We start from the raw sequence: 19,283 nt of genomic DNA, 5'->3' as shown, positions 1-19,283 counted from the left end.
AAAAACGACAGAGCGGGATTAGCCAGAAGGATAAGGTTAATTGCTTTTTTACGATCATTTGAGCAAAAGGGCATCTTTTTTTGGAAGCGTTATCATTAATAGGAGAGGCTGTGAGTTGTATGGTCAAAAGGAAGCTGTTTTTCTTAATCGTTTTCATGTTGACGATAGGAGTTCCTTCCAGCCTGATCGGAATAAGGGCCGCTTATGCGGAGACCTTACCTTATCAGACGATTATCATCGATGACGGTAGCATTAAGATTAATGATGTTGTGACACCTGATGCGGGTAACGAGAACAATGGATATTCGGCTCCAAATTGGACCACAAGCACAGGGGTGAAGGGGTATGATCTTTCCAGCACCAAATATACGAGTACAGCAGGCAGAACGATAACATGGAATCCACGCTTGGAAGCAGGGACGGCGAAAATATCGTTCTATAAGCTGGATTGGGCGGATAACGCTGATAGCAATGTGAAAATCGAAATTGTTCATAATGGAACGACGGATGTAGTCTTTATGGATCTAAGACCCTCATCTGGCGCTCCAGCTGGTTGGGTTGATTTGGGAGAGTACTATTTTTCCGGGGTTGGTGAAGAATTCGTTAAATTGACCCGGTCTACCGGCACCACGAACACGATCCTTACGCGTGCTGATGCGGTCAAGTTCGAAGGGAATATTCAACAGAAAGAGCCACATAAGACGATCATCATTGATGATGGAAGCCTTACGATTGATAATGTCGTCACTGTTGATTCAGGCAACGTCAATAACGGGTTCTCCGCTCCTTATTGGACCACAAGCGCAGGAGTGAAGGGATACAATAATTCCAGTTCCAAATATACGGATGCCGTAGGTAGAACTATCACATGGAATCCGCGCTTGGAAGCAGGGACGGTGAGAATATCGTTCTATAAGCTGGATTGGGCGGATAAAGCAGATAGTAATGTGAAGATTGAGATTGTTCATAACGGGATAACGGATGTTAAGTTTATGGATCTAAGACCTTCGTCAGGTCCATCGGTTGGATGGGTGGATCTGGGGGAGTACGAGTTTAGTGGTGATGATAGCGAATTTGTCAGGCTGACTCGAACGCAACCTACGACGGGTACAATTATTACTAGGGCCGATGCAGTCAAGTTCGAAGGGAATATCCGGCAGCAAGCACCGCCGTTGCCCCCGCTGCGGAGCCGTACCTTAGCGAATCTCAGTTACACGGAAAAAGGCAGCATCGAAAATGCTAACTATAAGGCGACTTTCTATGAGGCAGCATGGGATGGGGGCAAATCCATCGTTCGTGACATGTTCTACAAGAACACGGACACGGGAAACTGGATGCCAATCAATAATGTGTCGGAAAGACTTGAGGAGCAATGGGTCTTATTGGATGGGAATGCGGGCAGCCGAACCAATTACTACGATACGATGAACAAACACTGGATTACATTCGACGGGGTCCATTTTCCAGACAGCCACACGGCGGTATTAACCGATTCTACGCATGGCAGTGATTACGATTTTGAAGTGAACTGGTCCATGGCAGGGGAAAAACCAGATGTTTCTTTCGCCTTTACGCCTCGCCGCGACGGTAATTATGTGATTGGATATCAGTCCTTCACAACAGAGGCAGTCTCCGGCATCAATGAAGTGTTAAATGGATTCAGGTCGCATGCCAAAATGGTAGGTACGGTGGAATCAACAAGCTTGAGAGAGCTGAGCGCTCCGATGAGCCTGGTTGAGAAGAATGATGGTTCGGGTAATCCATTGACGTATGGCGTATTTGTACCTTCGGCAGAGCTTCCGGTTGAATTTGAACCGACGGGAGGCGTTACGAAACAACGGCTTGGCATGAGCCTGGTCAACAACGAAGGCAGCGTGCAACCAATCCTGTATGCGCCTCAATTAGGGACTTATTCTCAAATGACTGCAGAAAGCACTTATCAATTTCATATGGGGCTAATCGCTCAAAAAAGCAATCTGTATGAGTCCTACGCGGATATTCTTCGCAATGAGTACGGTTATTCAGCATACCGCGAAAATGTGTCAGATCAGTCGCTTACTGACGCGATGTTCAATATGATCGATTTGCTTAAGATTGAGCCGCAAGGGGACGACTCTGTTAATTATGTCCCGTCACCCAGCGGGTGGTGGAGCCGTGCCAAGGGCTTTATTGATATCGAAAACGAGGATAGCGTTCGAACAAGCTCGAATGCGGTTCTTCTGGGGGCTTACTATTTGACTGGGGATGACCAGCTATACGATACGAGAGCACTGCCGTCCGTCCAGTATGGTGTATCGCGAAATGGTATCGGTTGGTCGCCGACGCAGAAAAAAGTATACGGTGTGCCTTCCTTATGGAAAATGGCTACTCTGCCTTTCGATGTTTCAAGCGTAGCCGCTGTCAATCAGATGATGGGCACTTCGGCAGGAATTGGGGCGCTGGCACAGGAAGAGTATCTCATGCGTGATCCTGACCAAAAAGACCGGGGGCCTGTCATTCAACCCCTGATGATGTATCGTATGACGGGAGAGTCGCAGTATTTGCAGGCTGCCAAGGATGCAGCCGATAGTTATATCATGCAATATATCGATACGCCTGCATCCGTGGATGTGAGTAAAAATGAGTTCATTTATTATTATAGCAAGCTGTGGATGGAGATCTTGGAGCTTTATGAGGAAACTCAGGATCCCAAATACTTGAATGCCGCTTATAAGGAAGCCAAACGGTATGCAACCATGTTCGTTGCTCGTCCAGTTCCTGAAGGTAACGTTACGATTCCTCAGCCTGAGACGTATAATTACGCGGAGTCGTTCCATTGGCCGGAAAGTGGTAAATTTCAATATCCTAGGCTCAAGCTTCCAGAAGATATAGCCGGAGGCGTTCAAGCGGATAGTTGGCTGGTTTCTCCCAATGGATTGACGTTTGAAGCGGGAAGTACAACCGGCTATTATCGGATGAATGCTCAGGAAGCCCCATTCATGCTGAGATTGGCGCAGTATACAGGTGATAAACTGCTGCAGGATATTGCTCATAATGCGGTTATTGGTCGATATTCCAGTTATCCGGGTTATTACTATAAGGGATTTGCCGTTAGCCAACTTGAACCGGATTTTCCTCTGGAAGGCCCAAGCGGGGCTACATCCATCTATTATCACCATATTCCGGGGCAGCTTGGGCAAACGATGGATTATTTGATCAGCGAACAATCATTGAAATCGAACGGGAGCATTACATTTCCTTCCGTATTTGAAACGAATTTTTTATGGTTCAAATATCACCTCTATGGGAATAAACCAGGTCAATTTTATGGTAATTCCGACGTTTGGCTCTGGATGCCCAAGGGGATTATTAAGACTAATCATCCTCAATTGAACTGGATAACGGGTGAGAGCGGGGATAAATTCTACATCGGCCTAAGCAATGCATCGTCAGAAGAAGTTCAGACTCCGATCGAATTGAATGAACAAATCATTGGATTCAACCCGGCACAAGATTATACCGTAACGATCATCCGCGACAATGGTACACCAGAGCAAGCAGTTATGAGTGGCGGAATCATTCAAGCTACGGTTTCAGGCAAGGGAATCACCGCGATCATTGTAGAGGGTCTCGATATTGATGTGCCGCTGCATCAGGTCAGAACGGCTGATACATCGGATGCAAGCTATTTCTTCGATATTCACAGTCCAATTGATGCGGTTAAAGGCATGCTGATGGTTAAGCCCGACGAAACGGCCTATGATGCTTATGTGCAGGCCAAAACGACGAAACCAGCGACAATCCATTATTCCCTGGATGGCGGGGCTACGTATACAACCATCCCAGATACGATATACCCGATGGAATGGTCGATACGGGTAAACGATTTATCACAAACTTTCACTTATTACGTGGAATCGGAGGGGAAACAGACCCGCAAGCGGACACTCTATCTGCCTGATCAGGTAACGGAAACTCCAGTCCAACCCGATGGCCAGGATAGTTCATCTATCATTGTGGATAATACGGAGGCGGAGACAGAAGGCGTCTGGATAAGGGATACGACAGCTGACAACTATTACTATGATAACTATGTGTATGCCAAATCGACAGCCGGCGCAGCGACAAGCAAAATGAGATGGCGGCCTGAGCTGCCAGAAAGTGTCACTTACAGTGTGTATTACAAGATTCCGCAAATCACCGCTGCGAGTGAAAATTGGGCAACGAATGCCTCATTTACCGTTTATTATAGCGGAGGCTCCGAGACGGTTACTGTTGATGAGACAACGGCGAATGGTACTTGGGTGCACCTAGGGGATTATCCTTTTGCTGCAGGCGATAGCGGGTACGTGGAACTAACCAACAAGGCCAACAAGTCCAGGGTCGTTGCCGATGCAATAATGTGGGTGAACCCGAACAGGATACCGCAATTGGAGTCTGCCGTGATCCTGTCCGATCGGAACGAGCTGCAGATGACTCAAACCGCACAACTGAGCGTAACCGGCTATTTGGATAACGGTTTGATCGGTGATCTAACACAGGCCAATGTGCAGTATTTCGTTGATCGTACGGATCTGGCCGAAGTGGACAGCAGTGGGTTGTTGACCCTTCTAAATCTCGATGGGGACACGGATCACATTGAGGTATGGGCTACTGTAACGATTGATGGTGTGACCTTAACCACACCGCCTTTGAACATCACGATCAAGGACCTAACGGTTATCGTCGATAGTACAAATACAACTGGGTTATACACGACAGAAGGGTCTTGGAGCCAAAGCAATTTAGCCGGATACAAAATTGGGGTTAAGTCCCGTTACTCTACAGTTCAAGGATCATCAGCAACGTGGAAAGGCCAGTTTCCAGAGGGGAAATATACGGTCTCGATCTACAAGCTCGTTCATACGACGGCAAACGATAATAATGTCAAAGTAGAAGTGAAGCATAAGACGGGTACCGAGGTCACCTATATCGATGCAACGGTCGGCTCATCGGGGTGGGTTAATCTAGGAACGTTCGACTTTACGGGTGACGGTAGCGAGTATGTCCGGTTAACCAGGGTTACTCCTACAACGGTAGACCCGCCAACGCTTCCTGCGGATATGATCTATACGAGGGTTGACGCAGTTATGTTCGAACGGCATTCCGATGGTTCGGAGCTGCTTGCAAATGAGGCGCCAGGTGAACCAACACTTTCTGAATAATAGAGGTGTTGCGACATGTTTACATGATGCCAGTTAGTGTACATGTGAGTTATTGAATTGATGTTATACAAGTTATTGTTAAATAACCCTAAGAGCTGAGTGGATGAGAACGATCCATTCGGCTTTTTTTATGTCGAGGGACAAGAACATGGTCCCCATCCTATTTCTAGAGTAGAATCAACATAATATGTATCATCATGTAGAGATTAATGGGACAGGTCAGGAAATTATGAAGCAGCAATGCCTGCAAAATGGTGCAGGGAATGTCGGATGCAAGAAGAAAGGATTTGATATGCTTGAATCAACGAGGGAGGGAAAGATCATGAATACGCTAGCACGACTGAATGAGGGCCTGAGCTACATTGAGGAGAATCTAATGGATTCCGTGGATATGAAAGAGGTAGCACGAATCGCCTGCTGCTCGGAATACCATTTTACACGTATGTTTTCCTTTCTTAGCGGCATTACCTTATCAGAGTATATCCGACGTCGGCGCTTGACGCTGGCAGCTCTGGAACTAAGCCGGAATGACAGTAAAGTCATTGATGTTGCCCTCAAATTTGGATATACCTCTCCGGATTCCTTCGCTAGGGCTTTTCAGAGCATGCATGGTGTTACGCCCTCGGAAGCGAAAAATCATGGTCCATCTCTCAAGGCCTTCCCTCGAATGACATTTCAATTGACCATTCAAGGAGGAAGCGAAATGAACTACCGTATTGAAGACAAAGAGGCCTTTAGGATTGTGGGCATCAGTAAAAGGGTGCCGATCGTGTTCAACGGAGTGAACCCGGACATTGCTGCGATGTATCAACATCTTACGCCGGAATTAATTGAGACGATTAAGGGGTTATCCAATGTTCAGCCGCTTGGGATAATAAGTGCCTCGACTCATTTTAGTGAGGAACGGATGGAGGGAAAAGGGGAACTAGATCATTATATCGGTGCAGCCACGACCCAAGAGGCTCCCGAGGGTTTGGCACAACTGGAAGTGCCTGCCTCAACGTGGGCAGTGTTTACTGCTGTTGGTCCTTTTCCGAGTACGCTTCAGGATGTATGGGGAAGAATCTATTCCGAGTGGTTTCCTTCTACGGATTATGAGCTGAGCGAAGGACCGGAAATACTGTGGAATGAGCACAAGGATGTCACTTCTTTGCAGTACAGAAGCGAGATATGGATACCGATACGGAAGCGATAAAGCTGTGTGGCTTCATATGTGTGGGGTGGCGCAATAGTTTTAAATCGGGACAAAGAAGAGTCACCACCCTCAATTTGTATTCGCATGTAGTGAGCAAGCGAGAATCATTGAACTTTTTGAGTTTCAGATGTCGGTTATATGTGAAATACCAAAAGATCTCTTCACTACTGAAGAGATCTTTTGGTGTACAACAACTTTTTAATGGAAATCACATTACATAATGATGACAGATGAGTGCGTGAATCCATTTGCAAGGTACTGTTATGGTGTTTAATGTCCACCTGTATCGGAAGCCCAGACAGGATACCAGCCCAAGGCCGGATTTTCATTGTTGTACAGTACCAGATTGCCGTCATTTTGCATGATCAGCACATTGCCTCTAAGATTGGCTGGCACATTGTCTGCTCCATAATATGTCTTAGCCCACGCCAGGTTATCTGACGTCCAATAAGGTGTGTTTTGCGGATCTGATATGACCAACTTCCCGCTGAAATAATTAATCTGGAGTTTATGTATTCTCGTGTCTTTGGTTTTGCTGTTCCATATCATCTTGCGTGACTTGACATCCCAGATCTGCGCATCACCATAATTATCAAATTGAAACGAAAACCTGATATTGTTTGACACTAACCCCCCACCGGCGACGTTATACATCGTGTCATAAATCAGACGATCTCCACTGGCGGCGGAAGTCACAGGGGAAAATGAAATCAAAAACATGAGCATGGCCAGACAAGATAAAAAGACTTTTTTCATATAGCATCCTCTTTTCCTGAATATGTTCTAAGTTACTCGTCAAATATATCATATATTTTTCTTTTATGGATAAAAATTCAATAAATTGATCGCCTACCAAGAGACTGTCATACGCAAACGGCCTGATCTCTGAATGACCAGAACGCGATTCAATAACTTGAGCAGAATGCCCGCTTGGATCGTTGGTGAGAGATGGAGGGCTCTGCCAATTTGTATGAAATATCGGGTTAGGTCAACTCTGGAGTCAAGTTTAGGTAGATTAGGGGGTTGCTGTGTTAAACATTGCTATATACAAATCTTATTTCATACATTATAGTTATTAAAGATAATCAATATCTATAATAAAAACCAGTGGTTTATTTTCAAGTGGTTAGAATAAAATATGAACTAAAAAGCCTATAGAAAATCTCTTAAGCAGAACTTGTTGATCCCTTAGTTCCACAGGCAGGACTGAGATCAATCCCGACGTCAGCTGGAAAAAACCAAGTATTCTTACAAATACGATTATACAAGGAGTATAAAAATGAATCCAAAACTACAAAGAAAAATTGAGCACTTGGAGAATATCGAGAGGTTCCCAGCAGAGGAGTTATTTGAGTATATACAGCTTAATAAAGAGGACGAACTATTAGATCTTGGAGCCGGTACAGGTTATATAAGCTTTTCTTTTGCTAAATATGTGAAAAAGGTAGTTGCCTTTGATTACGATAATGATATTTTAAAGTATCTAGAGGTAAAAGCTAAGGAAAAAGGGATAACCAATATTGAAACCACAGCCGCAAACTTTAAAGAAATGCCATTAGAGAACGAAAGATTCGAAAAAGCTGTTGCTTCAATCTCGTTACACGAGGTTCAACCTCTTTCATTGGTGTTGGATGAAATCCACAGAGTTTTAAAAGACAAAGGGATCTTTTTGTGCATTGAATTAGAGAAGTCGAAGATGTCGGAGATGTCTAATGCTCCAAGGGTTTCATCGAAGGAAATGGAGGGAGAAATCGTTAAGGCAGGCTTTTCAGTTATTGATATGTTTCATTCACCAACGCAAATTGCTAATCAACCCGTCTATATCATTATTGCACAGAAGAATAAATAAAAAATGAAACTAGTTCATAATAAGCAAAAATTAAAAACCTTATGATAAAAAGAACAGGAATATTGTTATTGATGTAAGGACGTATTCTAAATACTGAAATCGGCGTTATTGGGATATTGCCTCAAATTGCTGAACAATTCGTTAGCTTATCAATTCTTAAGCAGGGTTACTAATTGTAGTTGCCATAAAGTACAAAAGGACGGCGAAGCCGTCCTTTTTGCTACATTATATTAAGTTCTTATTCCGAGACGAGACAAGAACTTGGTTGTATCCAGAAATAACAGAGGAGCTGAGAAGCTGATCGAATTGATCATACAGGGTGTTCTTGTAGATTCCTTTCTCATAACCGGAAACTTTTACGAATGTCTTTTATTCTTTAAATGAAGATCTTAATTCACTCTCATAATCGTCAAAGAAATTCATATATGTTCTGCGAGGCATCTCGATCATTCCCAATTTCGTTCCGAGTGTCATAACCTGATCCGTTTCAGCATCATATGGCGCCCAAAATGGTAGTTTATCATCGTTAGGGTCGCCACTCTTGGCGAAATTTACCCAATACGAAGACATTCGATCGGCCAGTTCATAATCTTCGGGGGTGTAGGGCAAGTTCACCTTATCCAAATTATTGTATGCATACACGATTTCGCCGGAGTGGTATGCTCCTAACGTCTCAAATCTAGATGGTCCGGGCTGCCCCTTATCGAAGATATAATAGTAGACATTAGATTTCCCTGTTGTGCTCTGAAGTTGTGCCCAGGTGTGCATTTGCCAGGTGAACAGCTTGTCCGTCGAAAGATCGACTTGAGCCTGCTTGGATTCGTTATCACTATCCGAACGATACAGCTCCAATACTTCATCAGCTTTGTCTCCGAACCGTTTACGAACAGAAGCTTGGAATTCATCGACATCCTTTATTGCATATATGGGCCAAGGCATCGTGAGAAGGGTTCCTTCATCAGAATTGCTGCCGATCAAAGTGCGAACATCATTTTGTTTTCCAGTTTCAAAAATGTTATAAACGGTATTCGGCAATACATAACCATCTATAGCTGGGGCGATCGTCTCGTCTGCAGAAGCACGAAGTAAGTCCGCTGCGGACATCTTCCGTAAATCGCTAATAGAAGTTTTATTAAGCGACTTCTGGAATTCATCTCCGTGAAGTTCGGCTTGGGCCAGCTTTGCGTATAGATTCCACCCGTTCTCTCTCGCTCCATATCAAAGAAAGCACCGCTTTCGGCAATTGCTTTATTGAATAACCCCTTAGCCAAGGGGGATGCCGTTAGAATATTAACCGAGCCCGCTCCGGCCGACTCCCCTGCAATTGTCACATTGTCCGGATCGCCACCGAAAGCAGCAATATTACGTTTGACCCACTTCAATGCAGCGATTTGATCCAGAATCCCGTAGTTTCCCGAAGCTCCATAATCGGATTCCTCGGTTAGCTCTGGATGTGCCATAAAGCCGAAAATGCCGAGTCGGTAATTAATCGTTACGAATATAACACCCTTTTTTGCCATGTTCTCGCCGTTGTACAAGTCCATGGAACCTGATCCGTTTTTGAATGCCCCTCCATGGATGTACACCAATACAGGCTGCTTCTCCTGATCTGATTTAGCACCTGACCATACATTTAAATATAAGCTGTCTTCACTTATTTTTTCATTATGCTTGATACTGAAATTGTCCATGAATGCACTTGTGCCAAGTCGTAAGTTAATGAAGTTTGTTAAAATAGACGGTGTTTTTTTCTGCATGGCCGCATTCGGGAAACGTTTTAGTTCGCGTACCCCTTTCCATGGCTGGACCGGTTGCGGAGCCTTCCATCTCAATTCTCCGACTGGCGGGGTAGCATAAGGGATTGCAGCGAAAGCCCTGACAGATTTATCTTCGTTATAAAGTCCCGAGATCAAGCCGTCTTGCGTCTCCACCGGCTCAGTTGGCATGGATTCCATCTCATCGTTCCATACTGATCTGTTCACAAGAATGGGACCGGTCAAAATCACTATTAAGCCTAAAAAAGCGGATGTCAATATCCAGGAAGCGAATTTGAATAAAGTTCTCAAACGAACAAGCGGTTTTCGCATAAAAATTGCTATTGTACCTACTACAGCGAACAAGACCCACTCGAGCAGTCTACTTTCTCTAGTAAATAATAATAAAGCCGTGATAAGTGCAAAAACCATAAATGGGGCCCAAAACCAGATGATAAGATTCTTATTTTTTTTAACTTCAAGTTCACTCATGCAATCTACTCCTAATTCCATAAAGTTATGGTACACTTGTACCGTATAAGTCGATATCTTATAATTACTAATATGGGTTGTCAACAAGTTAAGATGATGTGAAACAGGAGGGATAGATTTGTACCATATAAACCGTGATAAAAGATCAATTCAATCGAGTGAATGGATCTTCGAAGCATTGCTGGCTTTAACAGATGAAATGGATTATGAGAAAATAAGTGTGACGGATATCGTAAATCGCGCCAAGGTTGGAAGATCAACCTTTTACCGAAATTTTGACCAAAAAGACGACGTGTTCAAATTCAAATGCAACCAAACATGCCTCCGATTAAGAGAATATCTTACCGATTACCAAACACAGTATGACGTACCGCCAGGGCCGGCCTCTAGCAAACCTTTTTTTACGTTCTGGTCTAGTAACACTCTTCTGATTGAAGCGTTAATCAAGATCAATAGAATTGACATATTGAGCGATTCTTATGTAGAAGTTTTACGACAATATTACGATGATTATACCTATCTACTGGATGGGATACCTTCAGACTATGTAGAGTATGTAATGGCTGCGAATGTTGGTTCGTCTATTGGTGTGCTGGTCCAGTGGATTAAGAATAACAAACGCGAATCCCCCGAAGATATCGCCGAAATAGTCATGCATCAACTATTGTCCAACTACAACAGATTAATTTGAAGTTCGGAATAAAAGTAGTGGGGCCTTCTTTAACCTGTAATTAATTCTTAATCTATCTTAAGAGAGCTATGTATGCAGTTTGAATAGGATCAAGATTTGTATATTGATCAAATTTGGCGATGTACTAAAGATGAGGAGGACAATGTAGAATGGAATTCAAGTTTGGGGACGCTGCTATTCTTCTACCCCCGTTACACATTACAATTATCGCAATAATTATTATTCTCTTTTTAATAAGGTGGAGCAAGCAATTAGAAATAAGACGTTTTACGGTATTCTTTTACTTTTTAATTAGTACTTTCATTACTCCCATTTATTCTCGTGCTACAACAGAAGGTGTCTTTCAGTTATGGATTCCCTTAGGATTTATAGTGGTTTTCTTTTACTTGTTTCGCAGCAAAAGAAATCATCCATCTAAAATGAAAGCGAGTATTTTAGGGCTTTCTATAGCAATATACCAGTTAATTCTTCAATATTTCGGATAGATTTTGATATTTATACGAACATAGTTCCAATACACGGTATAAAAAAGCGATGAAGCCGGTGGCAGTGAGATGGAGATTTGAGCTAGTTGTTCGACTCGACCATGGCTCCCTTACTTTTCATTATCGAACGGTTAAAGTAGAATGCATATAGGTTGGACGAAAATACGAAAATGATCACATTAAACGAAGTAAAAGAGAGGTTCGTACTTATGACAATGACGTTTAGGAAACTAAGTGAGCTATCGATCGAGGAAAATGTACGTATTTGGAATCTAGGATTCGAGGGCTATTTTATACAGATGGTCATGACGATTGAGGCTTTGATGACCAGGATTGTTAACGAAGGACTTTCCTTGGAGAATTCACTCGCTATTTATGTGGATGGTGAACCTGCAGGGTTTGTAATGAATGGATTTCGTGAAGTAGATGGAAAGAAACTAGCATGGAACGGTGGGACAGGTATTGCGTCTGCATTTAGAGGGCAGGGCATTGGCAGAGCGCTCATGTTAAGAAATCTAGAGTTGTACCGAGAACATGGCGTGGAGATTGCGATACTTGAAGCGCTCACCCAGAATGAGAGTGCGATCAAGCTATATCAGTATGTGGGGTATGAAATTACGGATCGATTAATGATTTTACAACATACGGGTACAATAGATCCCCAATTATTGAAGCGATCTGTTGAGCATCCCTTTTCTATCACCAAAGGATTGCCCCGTGATGTATATGCGCTAGACTTCTATCGAGGTTTATCTGCTTGGCAGACACAATGGCCTAGCATGAAGGAGGGTGAATCTATAATTATTAGACAAGATGGCGAGCCTGTATGCTATGCATTGTATAAGCGAACATTTGATCAAGAGGATAAATTGGTAACCATTTCGCTCTATCAATGTGAGGTCCTTCCTGGGCGGGAAGATGCAGAGGAGATTTATAAGCTTGCTCTCAGTGAGCTGTTCGCCCCGTTAGACTATGTTTGCAGACGAGGGACATCTAACCTGCGTAAATCCAATCAATCTCTGAACGATCTATTGATAAAATTAGGTTTCACAACAAATGTTGAGCAAGTGTTCATGATGCGAAATATGGATCTTAACTAAGATAAAAGAGAAACAGATAGATAATAGTAATGTTGAATTACAAATTTTTTTAGCATTCGTTGAATACAATGATACAAGAAATAAAGCAACACACATCATTAAGCTAACGGGACATGATAGCGCAAAAAAATAAGAAGACAGCCGATTAAGATCGGCTGTCTTCTTATTTAACTAACCGACAGGACAGTTCATTGGCAATAGCGTCATCTATAGTACTCCAATCTGCACAGATTTCCGAGAATATTTGAAAAATACTATCGCACATAGCTACCTAAGATTAGATAAGGTGGCTGAAGAAGGCCGTAACAGGAAGGAACTATAGGTTGTTTGTAGCCTTTTTACTAATGGACTGATGCGAAAAACCGTTAAATAGTGCAGTTTAATCATTGAAATGATTGAGATTTACTACATTTTTACATGTAGTATGAAGATGATTCAGGATGGAATTATTCATTCCGGAATCCCAGAAGTGCATAACTTGTCGTGCTTATGTTTTCTTAATTACATTCCAAGGAAGAGGTGTTGTTCATGAAAAAGTTAATGGATTTTAGAAAGAAAATGTCGGCCGTGTTAATGGCAAGTGGCCTGATATGCGCGATGCTGTTACCCATTCAAGCGTCGGCGGCAGACATTGCTTTTAACGAACCTTTAAACGGCGTGAATCCTAATTTGTTCTATACCTCAGATGGATGGGCTAATGGTCCAGATTTCGGAGTGGGCTGGAAGGCGGTTAATCAGGAATTCGTGAATGGAATTATGGCTCTGCGACTTGACAATACTGGGTGTCCCGCAAGTTGCTCGGGGAAAAATTATGCTTCCGCTGAATATTCGACCCATGTGAAGTATGGCTATGGCCGGGTTGAAGCACGTTTAAAAGCGGCTTCAGGAGTCGGTCTCGTCACAAGCCTCTTCACGTATTCCGGGCAAGGAACAGGTACATCCAATGACGAAATCGACATTGAAATATTGGGCAAAGACACGACGAAGATGGAAACTAATTATTTTACGAATGGTGTAGGTCAACATAGCACGATCATCAATCTGGGGTTTGATGCCTCGCTCGATTTTCATAATTATGCGTTCGAATGGTCGCCATCTTCCATTAAGTGGTATGTAGACGGTAAACTGGTCCACACGGAGAATGGGTCACGTGGAACACTTCCGACCAGTCCTGGCTATATTATGGTTAATCTGTGGTCGGGCTCGGGACCGGCTGAAATATGGACAGGAAAATTCAATTACCCAGGTATGCCGGTACGTGCCTATTTTGATTGGATCAAATTTAAACCGGCTAACTGACGTTTGAAAGATGGGTTTTTTAACTGAATTTACAAATAAGATGAAATAATCTGAATATAACTCTGTGTGATATAGGCAGAAATTGAAGTCCAGAAGAATTAGCAGTTATGGATTATCTGAAGGCGTTACAAAGTTTACTCTGTAGTGACCTTTTAAAAAGCTGTCCCGGGTCAGTAGTGGCTCTCGGGATAGCATTTTTTATTTACAACAATTGGAATATAGGTGATAGAGATTTTTACAATATATGTATTTGTTAGCGCTTACAAAAAATGTGGGGGGAGTTATGAATGCCATCTATCATAAGGGAAGAAGCGGTTCCGAAGGAAAAGGTAAAAATGAATAAGAATTATCCAGTTTATGTCGGCGACACGATTGGTGTGACTATCCCTTATCAAAAGCTTCATTGGCATAATGTTCTGGAGATTAATTATATTAAATCCGGCACGGGCTACTACATCATCAACGGGCAAAAATTTGATTTCCAGCAGGGAGATGTGCTGCTCATCAATTCGAATGATCTTCACTGCGCTTACGAAACGAAGGATCTTGTCATGACTGTCATTACGTTCGATTCGACCTTGTTTATTCATAACCTCCGATTCGATCCGGAGCTATTCAGCCCGTTCCGCGAAATAGACAAACATTACATGAATCTGATCCACCGTGATCATCCAGCCATGGACAGGCTGCGGTCACTTCTTCTTGAACTCCAAGTGGAGCATGAGAGGGAGCAGCGTTCCTACGCTACGGTTGTATACTCGCTTATTCTCCAGTTTTTGACTATCGTAAATCGGGAGTGTCGAATAGAGGGGATTTGCGGTAGTCAACCCATCATCAGTGAGAGGCAGTATGAGAAAATACGTCAGGTGATTATGGTCATGATTGAACTGAAGTACAGAGTGAACAACACTGGAGATATTTAGCTAAGAAGTAATTCGAGCAAAAAATTAGAATGAACAGTTTTACCAAGCCATTTAACACTTTCAAGCAATGCAATTATATCTTCATTCCCTATCATTATAAGTAAACGAAGTGACGCAGGCAGCCGGCAAAAATCCACTTTCCTTATTAAATCTTTCGTTTGTATCCTCTTAATTACTTGACAAAAGGTAACTGGTTAGATATTTTAATACATAACCAGTTACCTATTTTGGAGGTGGAAATATTGGAATTTCCAATCGAAAAAAAAATCACACCTAAAGCCTATGTTTATGGATCAATTTTCACATTGTCTAACCGTTTGCAACTTTTAGGTGATAGAAGATATAAGGATCTTTCATTAAAACAAGCTTTTGTGTTGTGGAATATTTCTCTTTATGAGGATTACTTTCTTAACCTAAAAGATATTGCTCAAATTGTCGGTACTTCGAGTCAGAATGTGAAAAAAATCATAGATATTCTTGAGAAAAGAGGTTTTGCTACAGTAGGAAAAGATGAAACTGATAGAAGGAGTTTACGTGTTGCTTTAACATCTAAGGGTAAAAAGTATTACTTGGAAAGAGGTAAGGAGGAAGAACAGTATATAGAGGAGTTATTTACTGACTTCGATGATGAGATGCTTATGGGATTGTATCAAGGTCTATATAAACTTATGGAAAAAACAGCTCAAGAACAAGGGGGAAAATAATATGGCAGTTTATCTGAATGAAGTATCGCGCACCTTTGGTGAGTATTTACTAATACCAGGTTACTCATCTGTAGAGTGTATACCGGCAAATGTTAGCTTACAAACACCCTTAGTGAAATTTAAAAAGGGAAATAAACCTCCTATGTCTTTGAAAATTCCTATGGCATCAGCAATTATGCAGTCTGTTTCTGATGATACAATGGCAATATATTTAGCAAAAGAAGGTGGACTTTCTTTTATTTACGGATCACAATCTATTGAAAGTCAGGCACAAATGGTTGCTCGTGTTAAAAGTTATAGAGCTGGATTTGTTGTTAGTGATTCAAATATATCTCCTGAAGCTACTTTAGACGAACTGTTAATGTTAAAGAAGAAAACAAATCATTCGACTATAGCAGTAACAATTGATGGAAGTTCTAGAGGTGAATTAGTAGGCATTGTAACTAGCAGAGATTATCGAGTTAGTCGGATGACTTTAGACACTAAAGTTAAAGATTTTATGACACCGTTCGAAGAATTAATCTGTGGTAATAAAGATACCACATTAAAAGAAGCGAATAATATTATATGGGAGCACAAATTAAATTGTCTTCCAATCATTGAGGATGAACAAAGATTGATTTCTATGGTATTTCGAAAAGATTACAATACTAATAAGAAAAATGAGAATGAGTTGATTGATGAATCCAAAAGATATATGGTTGGTGCAGGTATTAATACTAGAGATTATGCTGAACGAATTCCAGCATTACTTCAAGCTGGAGTAGATGTTCTTTGTATTGACAGTTCCGAAGGATTTACAGAATGGCAAAAGATTGTTCTTGAATACGTTCGGAAGAATTATGGTGATACCGTAAAAATTGGGGCAGGAAATATAGTTGATAAAGAAGGTTTCCGTTTCCTTGCAGAAGCTGGTGCCGATTTTGTAAAAGTAGGAATTGGCGGCGGTGCAATTTGTATTACACGAGAACAAAAAGGCATAGGGAGAGGTCAAGCTACCGCATTAATTGAGGTAGCGAAGGCTCGTGATGAATATTTTAATGAGACAGGAATCTATGTACCAATTTGTTCTGATGGAGGTACTGTACACGATTATCACATTACATTGGCACTAGCGATGGGAGCAGATTTTCTAATGTTAGGAAGATATTTTGCCCGATTTGATGAAAGCCCCACTAAAAAAGTGAATATAAACGGTAATTATATGAAGGAGTATTGGGGAGAGGGAAGTACAAGGGCAAAAAATTGGCAAAGATATGACTTAGGCGGTGACGAAAAACTTTCTTTTGAAGAAGGAGTTGATTCGTTTGTTCCATATGCAGGAAGTTTAGAAGATAATGTTGGACTTTCTTTAAGCATTGTACGTTCAACAATGTGTAATTGTGGTTACCTGACAATTTCTGAACTACAAAAAAATGCTAAGATAACCTTAGTTTCTTCTACAAGTATTGTTGAGGGTAGTGCACACGATGTTCTACTTAAAGATAGTCGTCAGATATTGTAACACATCATTGTTAGCGAATCGTTCACTGAATAAATTAGATTTTTATATAAATGAGATGTAGCTTATATATGTTAGAGAACTGTGATCACAGTTCTCTAAAGTGTCGAGAAAGTCTTAGGGACTTTCTCGACACTTTATTTTTTATTTGGGGGGACTCGAGAGACCGTAGAAGAGTAGTTAATCCAGAACCCCAACCATTTCGTGTCACGGGACAAGAGCATTGTTTCGTTATTTGGCAACATTATATAGTTGTATTGCGTTCATTTAAGTAAGTATTTTGAAGGGGGAGGATTATAATAAAAGTAAAATATTTGTATTTTATTCTCAACATTATACTGATTATTCTAACATCAGCTTGCTCCAGCAGTTTGACTAGTTCAGGTTCACAGGAGGATCTTACTGGACCTTATCGCGTAGCGTTGGATGAATTGATTTCAAATGATACAGCTCTATGAACAATTAATAGAGCAAAAGTTATATGAGCAGGGGAAAATGATGCTTAAAGGCATTCTTCTAACCATTGAAAAGCAGAAGCAATCGATCAACCCAGATGAGATGACTATTGAGGTTAGTAAGTATCGTGCAAACGAGGGATCAATCTCTTTAGACATGAAACTTGCTTACCAGCAAGGGCAATGGAACGTCGTTGAATATGCTATGATCAGAGAAAGTTAGGGAGTACCTTATGTAAAGAGCTGTTCTTTCGGCCGTATTTAAGAGTGGATATATCTTTCCTGTCTTTCAGGGAGGTAGTAGGGAACTTTATGCCAATGTACAAAATGTACATACTTCGCGCCATCCGATCTGGGAAAAAAGGAGAATACCCCCTATGAAATCATCACCGAAGGAGTCTTATGTGTCTCATGACATTCGCCTTACCCGCTATGCTATCGTGTCCACTGCCGTAACATTGCTCAGTGATGAACAGCTTCGAGAACGAGTAGAAGATGCTACGGGTCTTGATGCTGGCATTGGTGGTGCAACGGCTTTGATGCAGATTGAGGAAACGCCCATCTTCGTGAAAATAATACCACTTACGGAAAAAGAAAGGCTCACTGAAAATACCATGTCCACGGAAAACGTGTTCAAACTTCCTCCATATTGCCAGTATGGCATAGGTTCTCCAGGTTTTAGTGTGTGGCGCGAGGTTGCAGCACATACCATGACCACCAACTGGGTGCTGGCAAATCACTGTGCGAGTTTTCCGTTAATGTACCACTGGCGGGTGCTAAAAAGTCCAGAACGACGAACTCCAATCTCTGATGAACTGAGCGATGTTTCCCGTATGGTTGAGTTTTGGGATACTTCAAAAATGCGTGACCGTATTGAGGCACTTGAACAATCCGAGTACAGTGTTGTACTGTTCTGTGAGTACATTCCCTACAACCTGCACGACTGGCTTTCCGAACAGATTGCTATTGGTGAGAGTAAAGCCGCTTCAGAACTATCCATGGTGGATTTGAATCTGCGATCCGCTGTCTCCTTTATGAATGCAAACAAGTTACATCATTTCGATCTTCATTTTAAGAATGTTTTAACCGACGGAAACCGTGTTTATATTTCGGACTTTGGTCTTGCGACGTCTTCTCGGTTTGAACTGTCCGATTCCGAATTGAATTTTCTTGAAGCGAACAAGACTCATGATGGGTGTTATGTGGTAACAACGTTAGTGAACTGGCTTGTAACGGCATTGGTTGGCATGGTAAACCGAACTGAACGTATAGACTACATACGCCGTTGTACTGAGCGCGACGAGTTGCCAGAGATGATGGATTCAGCAGCAAAGATTATCATGCGGTACGCTCCAATAGCCGTAGTGATGAATGATTTCTACACCAATCTCGTTTCGATGAGCAGAACTACGATTTTTCCAGTTGAGGAGATTGAACGGATCTGTACAAAAACGGGGTTCGATCCATTTTACTCAGATGCGAAGCTTGTTTAGTACTTTAGAATCTTATAGTTATGTTTAGGTCTTGTTAGCTCCTAGAAGTAGATTTGAAAATGTACAACGTTTTGATGGAATAGGAAAAGGTCATATCAATAAAATAACAAAACAGGGAGTTAGACCAACTAGACCAGACGGAATTCCAAGAAGAGGTAG

General features: G+C 41.9%; 15 protein-coding genes. 12 read left to right on the top strand and 3 right to left on the bottom strand.

What is annotated here, in order from left to right; translation table 11 throughout:
- Positions 1 to 119 precede the first annotated feature (119 nt).
- Positions 120 to 5,183 (top strand): hypothetical protein, encoded by a 5,064-nt coding sequence (locus ACDJ58_RS15365; RefSeq protein ID WP_413379345.1) that lies wholly within the window; start codon positions 120 to 122, stop codon positions 5,181 to 5,183.
- Between the two features lie 322 nt (positions 5,184 to 5,505).
- On the top strand, positions 5,506 to 6,378 hold the full coding sequence (locus ACDJ58_RS15360; RefSeq protein WP_413379342.1) for an AraC family transcriptional regulator: 873 nt from the start codon (positions 5,506 to 5,508) through the stop codon (positions 6,376 to 6,378).
- A 270-nt stretch (positions 6,379 to 6,648) separates the two neighbouring features.
- Here the strand turns inward: ACDJ58_RS15360 and ACDJ58_RS15355 are convergent, their stop codons facing one another.
- Positions 6,649 to 7,134: a hypothetical protein gene (locus ACDJ58_RS15355; protein WP_413379340.1), complete on the bottom strand. Its 486-nt coding sequence runs from the start codon at positions 7,132 to 7,134 to the stop codon at positions 6,649 to 6,651.
- Positions 7,135 to 7,657: 523 nt separating this feature from the next.
- Here ACDJ58_RS15355 and ACDJ58_RS15350 point away from each other — a divergent pair.
- Positions 7,658 to 8,227, top strand: a complete 570-nt coding sequence (locus ACDJ58_RS15350; protein ID WP_413379338.1) for a class I SAM-dependent methyltransferase — start codon at positions 7,658 to 7,660, stop codon at positions 8,225 to 8,227.
- Between the two features lie 369 nt (positions 8,228 to 8,596).
- Here ACDJ58_RS15350 and ACDJ58_RS15345 read toward each other — a convergent pair whose 3' ends face one another.
- Together ACDJ58_RS15345 and ACDJ58_RS15340 are read right to left on the bottom strand one after the other, a co-directional pair.
- Positions 8,597 to 9,331: a carboxylesterase family protein gene (locus ACDJ58_RS15345; protein WP_413379336.1), complete on the bottom strand. Its 735-nt coding sequence runs from the start codon at positions 9,329 to 9,331 to the stop codon at positions 8,597 to 8,599.
- Positions 9,274 to 10,473: a carboxylesterase/lipase family protein gene (locus ACDJ58_RS15340; RefSeq protein WP_413379334.1), complete on the bottom strand. Its 1,200-nt coding sequence runs from the start codon at positions 10,471 to 10,473 to the stop codon at positions 9,274 to 9,276. Before ACDJ58_RS15340 ends, ACDJ58_RS15345 begins: the two co-directional genes overlap by 58 nt.
- Before the next feature lie 118 nt (positions 10,474 to 10,591).
- Between ACDJ58_RS15340 and ACDJ58_RS15335 the strand changes: the two genes are divergently transcribed.
- From ACDJ58_RS15335 to ACDJ58_RS15295, 9 genes are all read left to right on the top strand, one after another.
- Entirely contained in the window at positions 10,592 to 11,164 is a 573-nt protein-coding gene (locus ACDJ58_RS15335) for a TetR/AcrR family transcriptional regulator (RefSeq protein ID WP_413379332.1), read from the top strand.
- 149 nt (positions 11,165 to 11,313) lie between these two features.
- Entirely contained in the window at positions 11,314 to 11,649 is a 336-nt protein-coding gene (locus ACDJ58_RS15330) for a hypothetical protein (RefSeq protein WP_413379330.1), read from the top strand.
- A 209-nt stretch (positions 11,650 to 11,858) separates the two neighbouring features.
- Positions 11,859 to 12,749 (top strand): GNAT family N-acetyltransferase, encoded by an 891-nt coding sequence (locus ACDJ58_RS15325; RefSeq protein ID WP_413379328.1) that lies wholly within the window; start codon positions 11,859 to 11,861, stop codon positions 12,747 to 12,749.
- A 528-nt stretch (positions 12,750 to 13,277) separates the two neighbouring features.
- Positions 13,278 to 14,048 carry a beta-glucanase gene (gene bglS, locus ACDJ58_RS15320; RefSeq protein WP_064637706.1) on the top strand — a complete coding sequence of 257 codons (771 nt, stop codon included), beginning with the start codon at positions 13,278 to 13,280 and terminating at the stop codon, positions 14,046 to 14,048.
- Positions 14,049 to 14,335: 287 nt separating this feature from the next.
- Positions 14,336 to 14,971, top strand: coding sequence for an AraC family ligand binding domain-containing protein (locus ACDJ58_RS15315; protein ID WP_413379325.1), 636 nt, complete (start codon positions 14,336 to 14,338; stop codon positions 14,969 to 14,971).
- Positions 14,972 to 15,213: 242 nt separating this feature from the next.
- Complete coding sequence (locus ACDJ58_RS15310) at positions 15,214 to 15,675, top strand: MarR family winged helix-turn-helix transcriptional regulator (protein WP_413379323.1); 462 nt, start codon at positions 15,214 to 15,216, stop codon at positions 15,673 to 15,675.
- A gap of 1 nt (position 15,676) precedes the next feature.
- Positions 15,677 to 17,179: an IMP dehydrogenase gene (locus tag ACDJ58_RS15305; protein ID WP_413379321.1), complete on the top strand. Its 1,503-nt coding sequence runs from the start codon at positions 15,677 to 15,679 to the stop codon at positions 17,177 to 17,179.
- A gap of 438 nt (positions 17,180 to 17,617) precedes the next feature.
- Positions 17,618 to 17,854, top strand: a complete 237-nt coding sequence (locus ACDJ58_RS15300) for a hypothetical protein (protein ID WP_413379319.1) — start codon at positions 17,618 to 17,620, stop codon at positions 17,852 to 17,854.
- A 154-nt stretch (positions 17,855 to 18,008) separates the two neighbouring features.
- Complete coding sequence (locus tag ACDJ58_RS15295) at positions 18,009 to 19,124, top strand: protein kinase (RefSeq protein ID WP_413379317.1); 1,116 nt, start codon at positions 18,009 to 18,011, stop codon at positions 19,122 to 19,124.
- The last annotated feature ends 159 nt before the right edge of the window (positions 19,125 to 19,283 follow it).

Origin of the sequence: Paenibacillus taichungensis (genome assembly GCF_047302525.1) — a bacterium.
GTDB lineage: Bacteria > Bacillota > Bacilli > Paenibacillales > Paenibacillaceae > Paenibacillus > Paenibacillus taichungensis_B.
The sequence above is the reverse complement of the archived record's forward strand: the minus strand, read 5'-3'. Positions and strand labels throughout refer to the sequence as shown.

Coding starts and splice junctions, on each gene's coding strand:
- bglS (WP_064637706.1), top strand. CDS start 13,278: ATGAAAAAGTTAATGGATTTTAGAAAGAAAATGTCGGCCGTGTTAATG.
- ACDJ58_RS15340 (WP_413379334.1), bottom strand. CDS start 10,473: ATGAGTGAACTTGAAGTTAAAAAAAATAAGAATCTTATCATCTGGTTT.
- ACDJ58_RS15365 (WP_413379345.1), top strand. CDS start 120: ATGGTCAAAAGGAAGCTGTTTTTCTTAATCGTTTTCATGTTGACGATA.
- ACDJ58_RS15360 (WP_413379342.1), top strand. CDS start 5,506: ATGAATACGCTAGCACGACTGAATGAGGGCCTGAGCTACATTGAGGAG.
- ACDJ58_RS15350 (WP_413379338.1), top strand. CDS start 7,658: ATGAATCCAAAACTACAAAGAAAAATTGAGCACTTGGAGAATATCGAG.
- ACDJ58_RS15315 (WP_413379325.1), top strand. CDS start 14,336: ATGCCATCTATCATAAGGGAAGAAGCGGTTCCGAAGGAAAAGGTAAAA.
- ACDJ58_RS15330 (WP_413379330.1), top strand. CDS start 11,314: ATGGAATTCAAGTTTGGGGACGCTGCTATTCTTCTACCCCCGTTACAC.
- ACDJ58_RS15325 (WP_413379328.1), top strand. CDS start 11,859: ATGACAATGACGTTTAGGAAACTAAGTGAGCTATCGATCGAGGAAAAT.
- ACDJ58_RS15355 (WP_413379340.1), bottom strand. CDS start 7,134: ATGAAAAAAGTCTTTTTATCTTGTCTGGCCATGCTCATGTTTTTGATT.
- ACDJ58_RS15345 (WP_413379336.1), bottom strand. CDS start 9,331: ATGTCCGCAGCGGACTTACTTCGTGCTTCTGCAGACGAGACGATCGCC.
- ACDJ58_RS15300 (WP_413379319.1), top strand. CDS start 17,618: ATGATACAGCTCTATGAACAATTAATAGAGCAAAAGTTATATGAGCAG.
- ACDJ58_RS15305 (WP_413379321.1), top strand. CDS start 15,677: ATGGCAGTTTATCTGAATGAAGTATCGCGCACCTTTGGTGAGTATTTA.
- ACDJ58_RS15295 (WP_413379317.1), top strand. CDS start 18,009: ATGAAATCATCACCGAAGGAGTCTTATGTGTCTCATGACATTCGCCTT.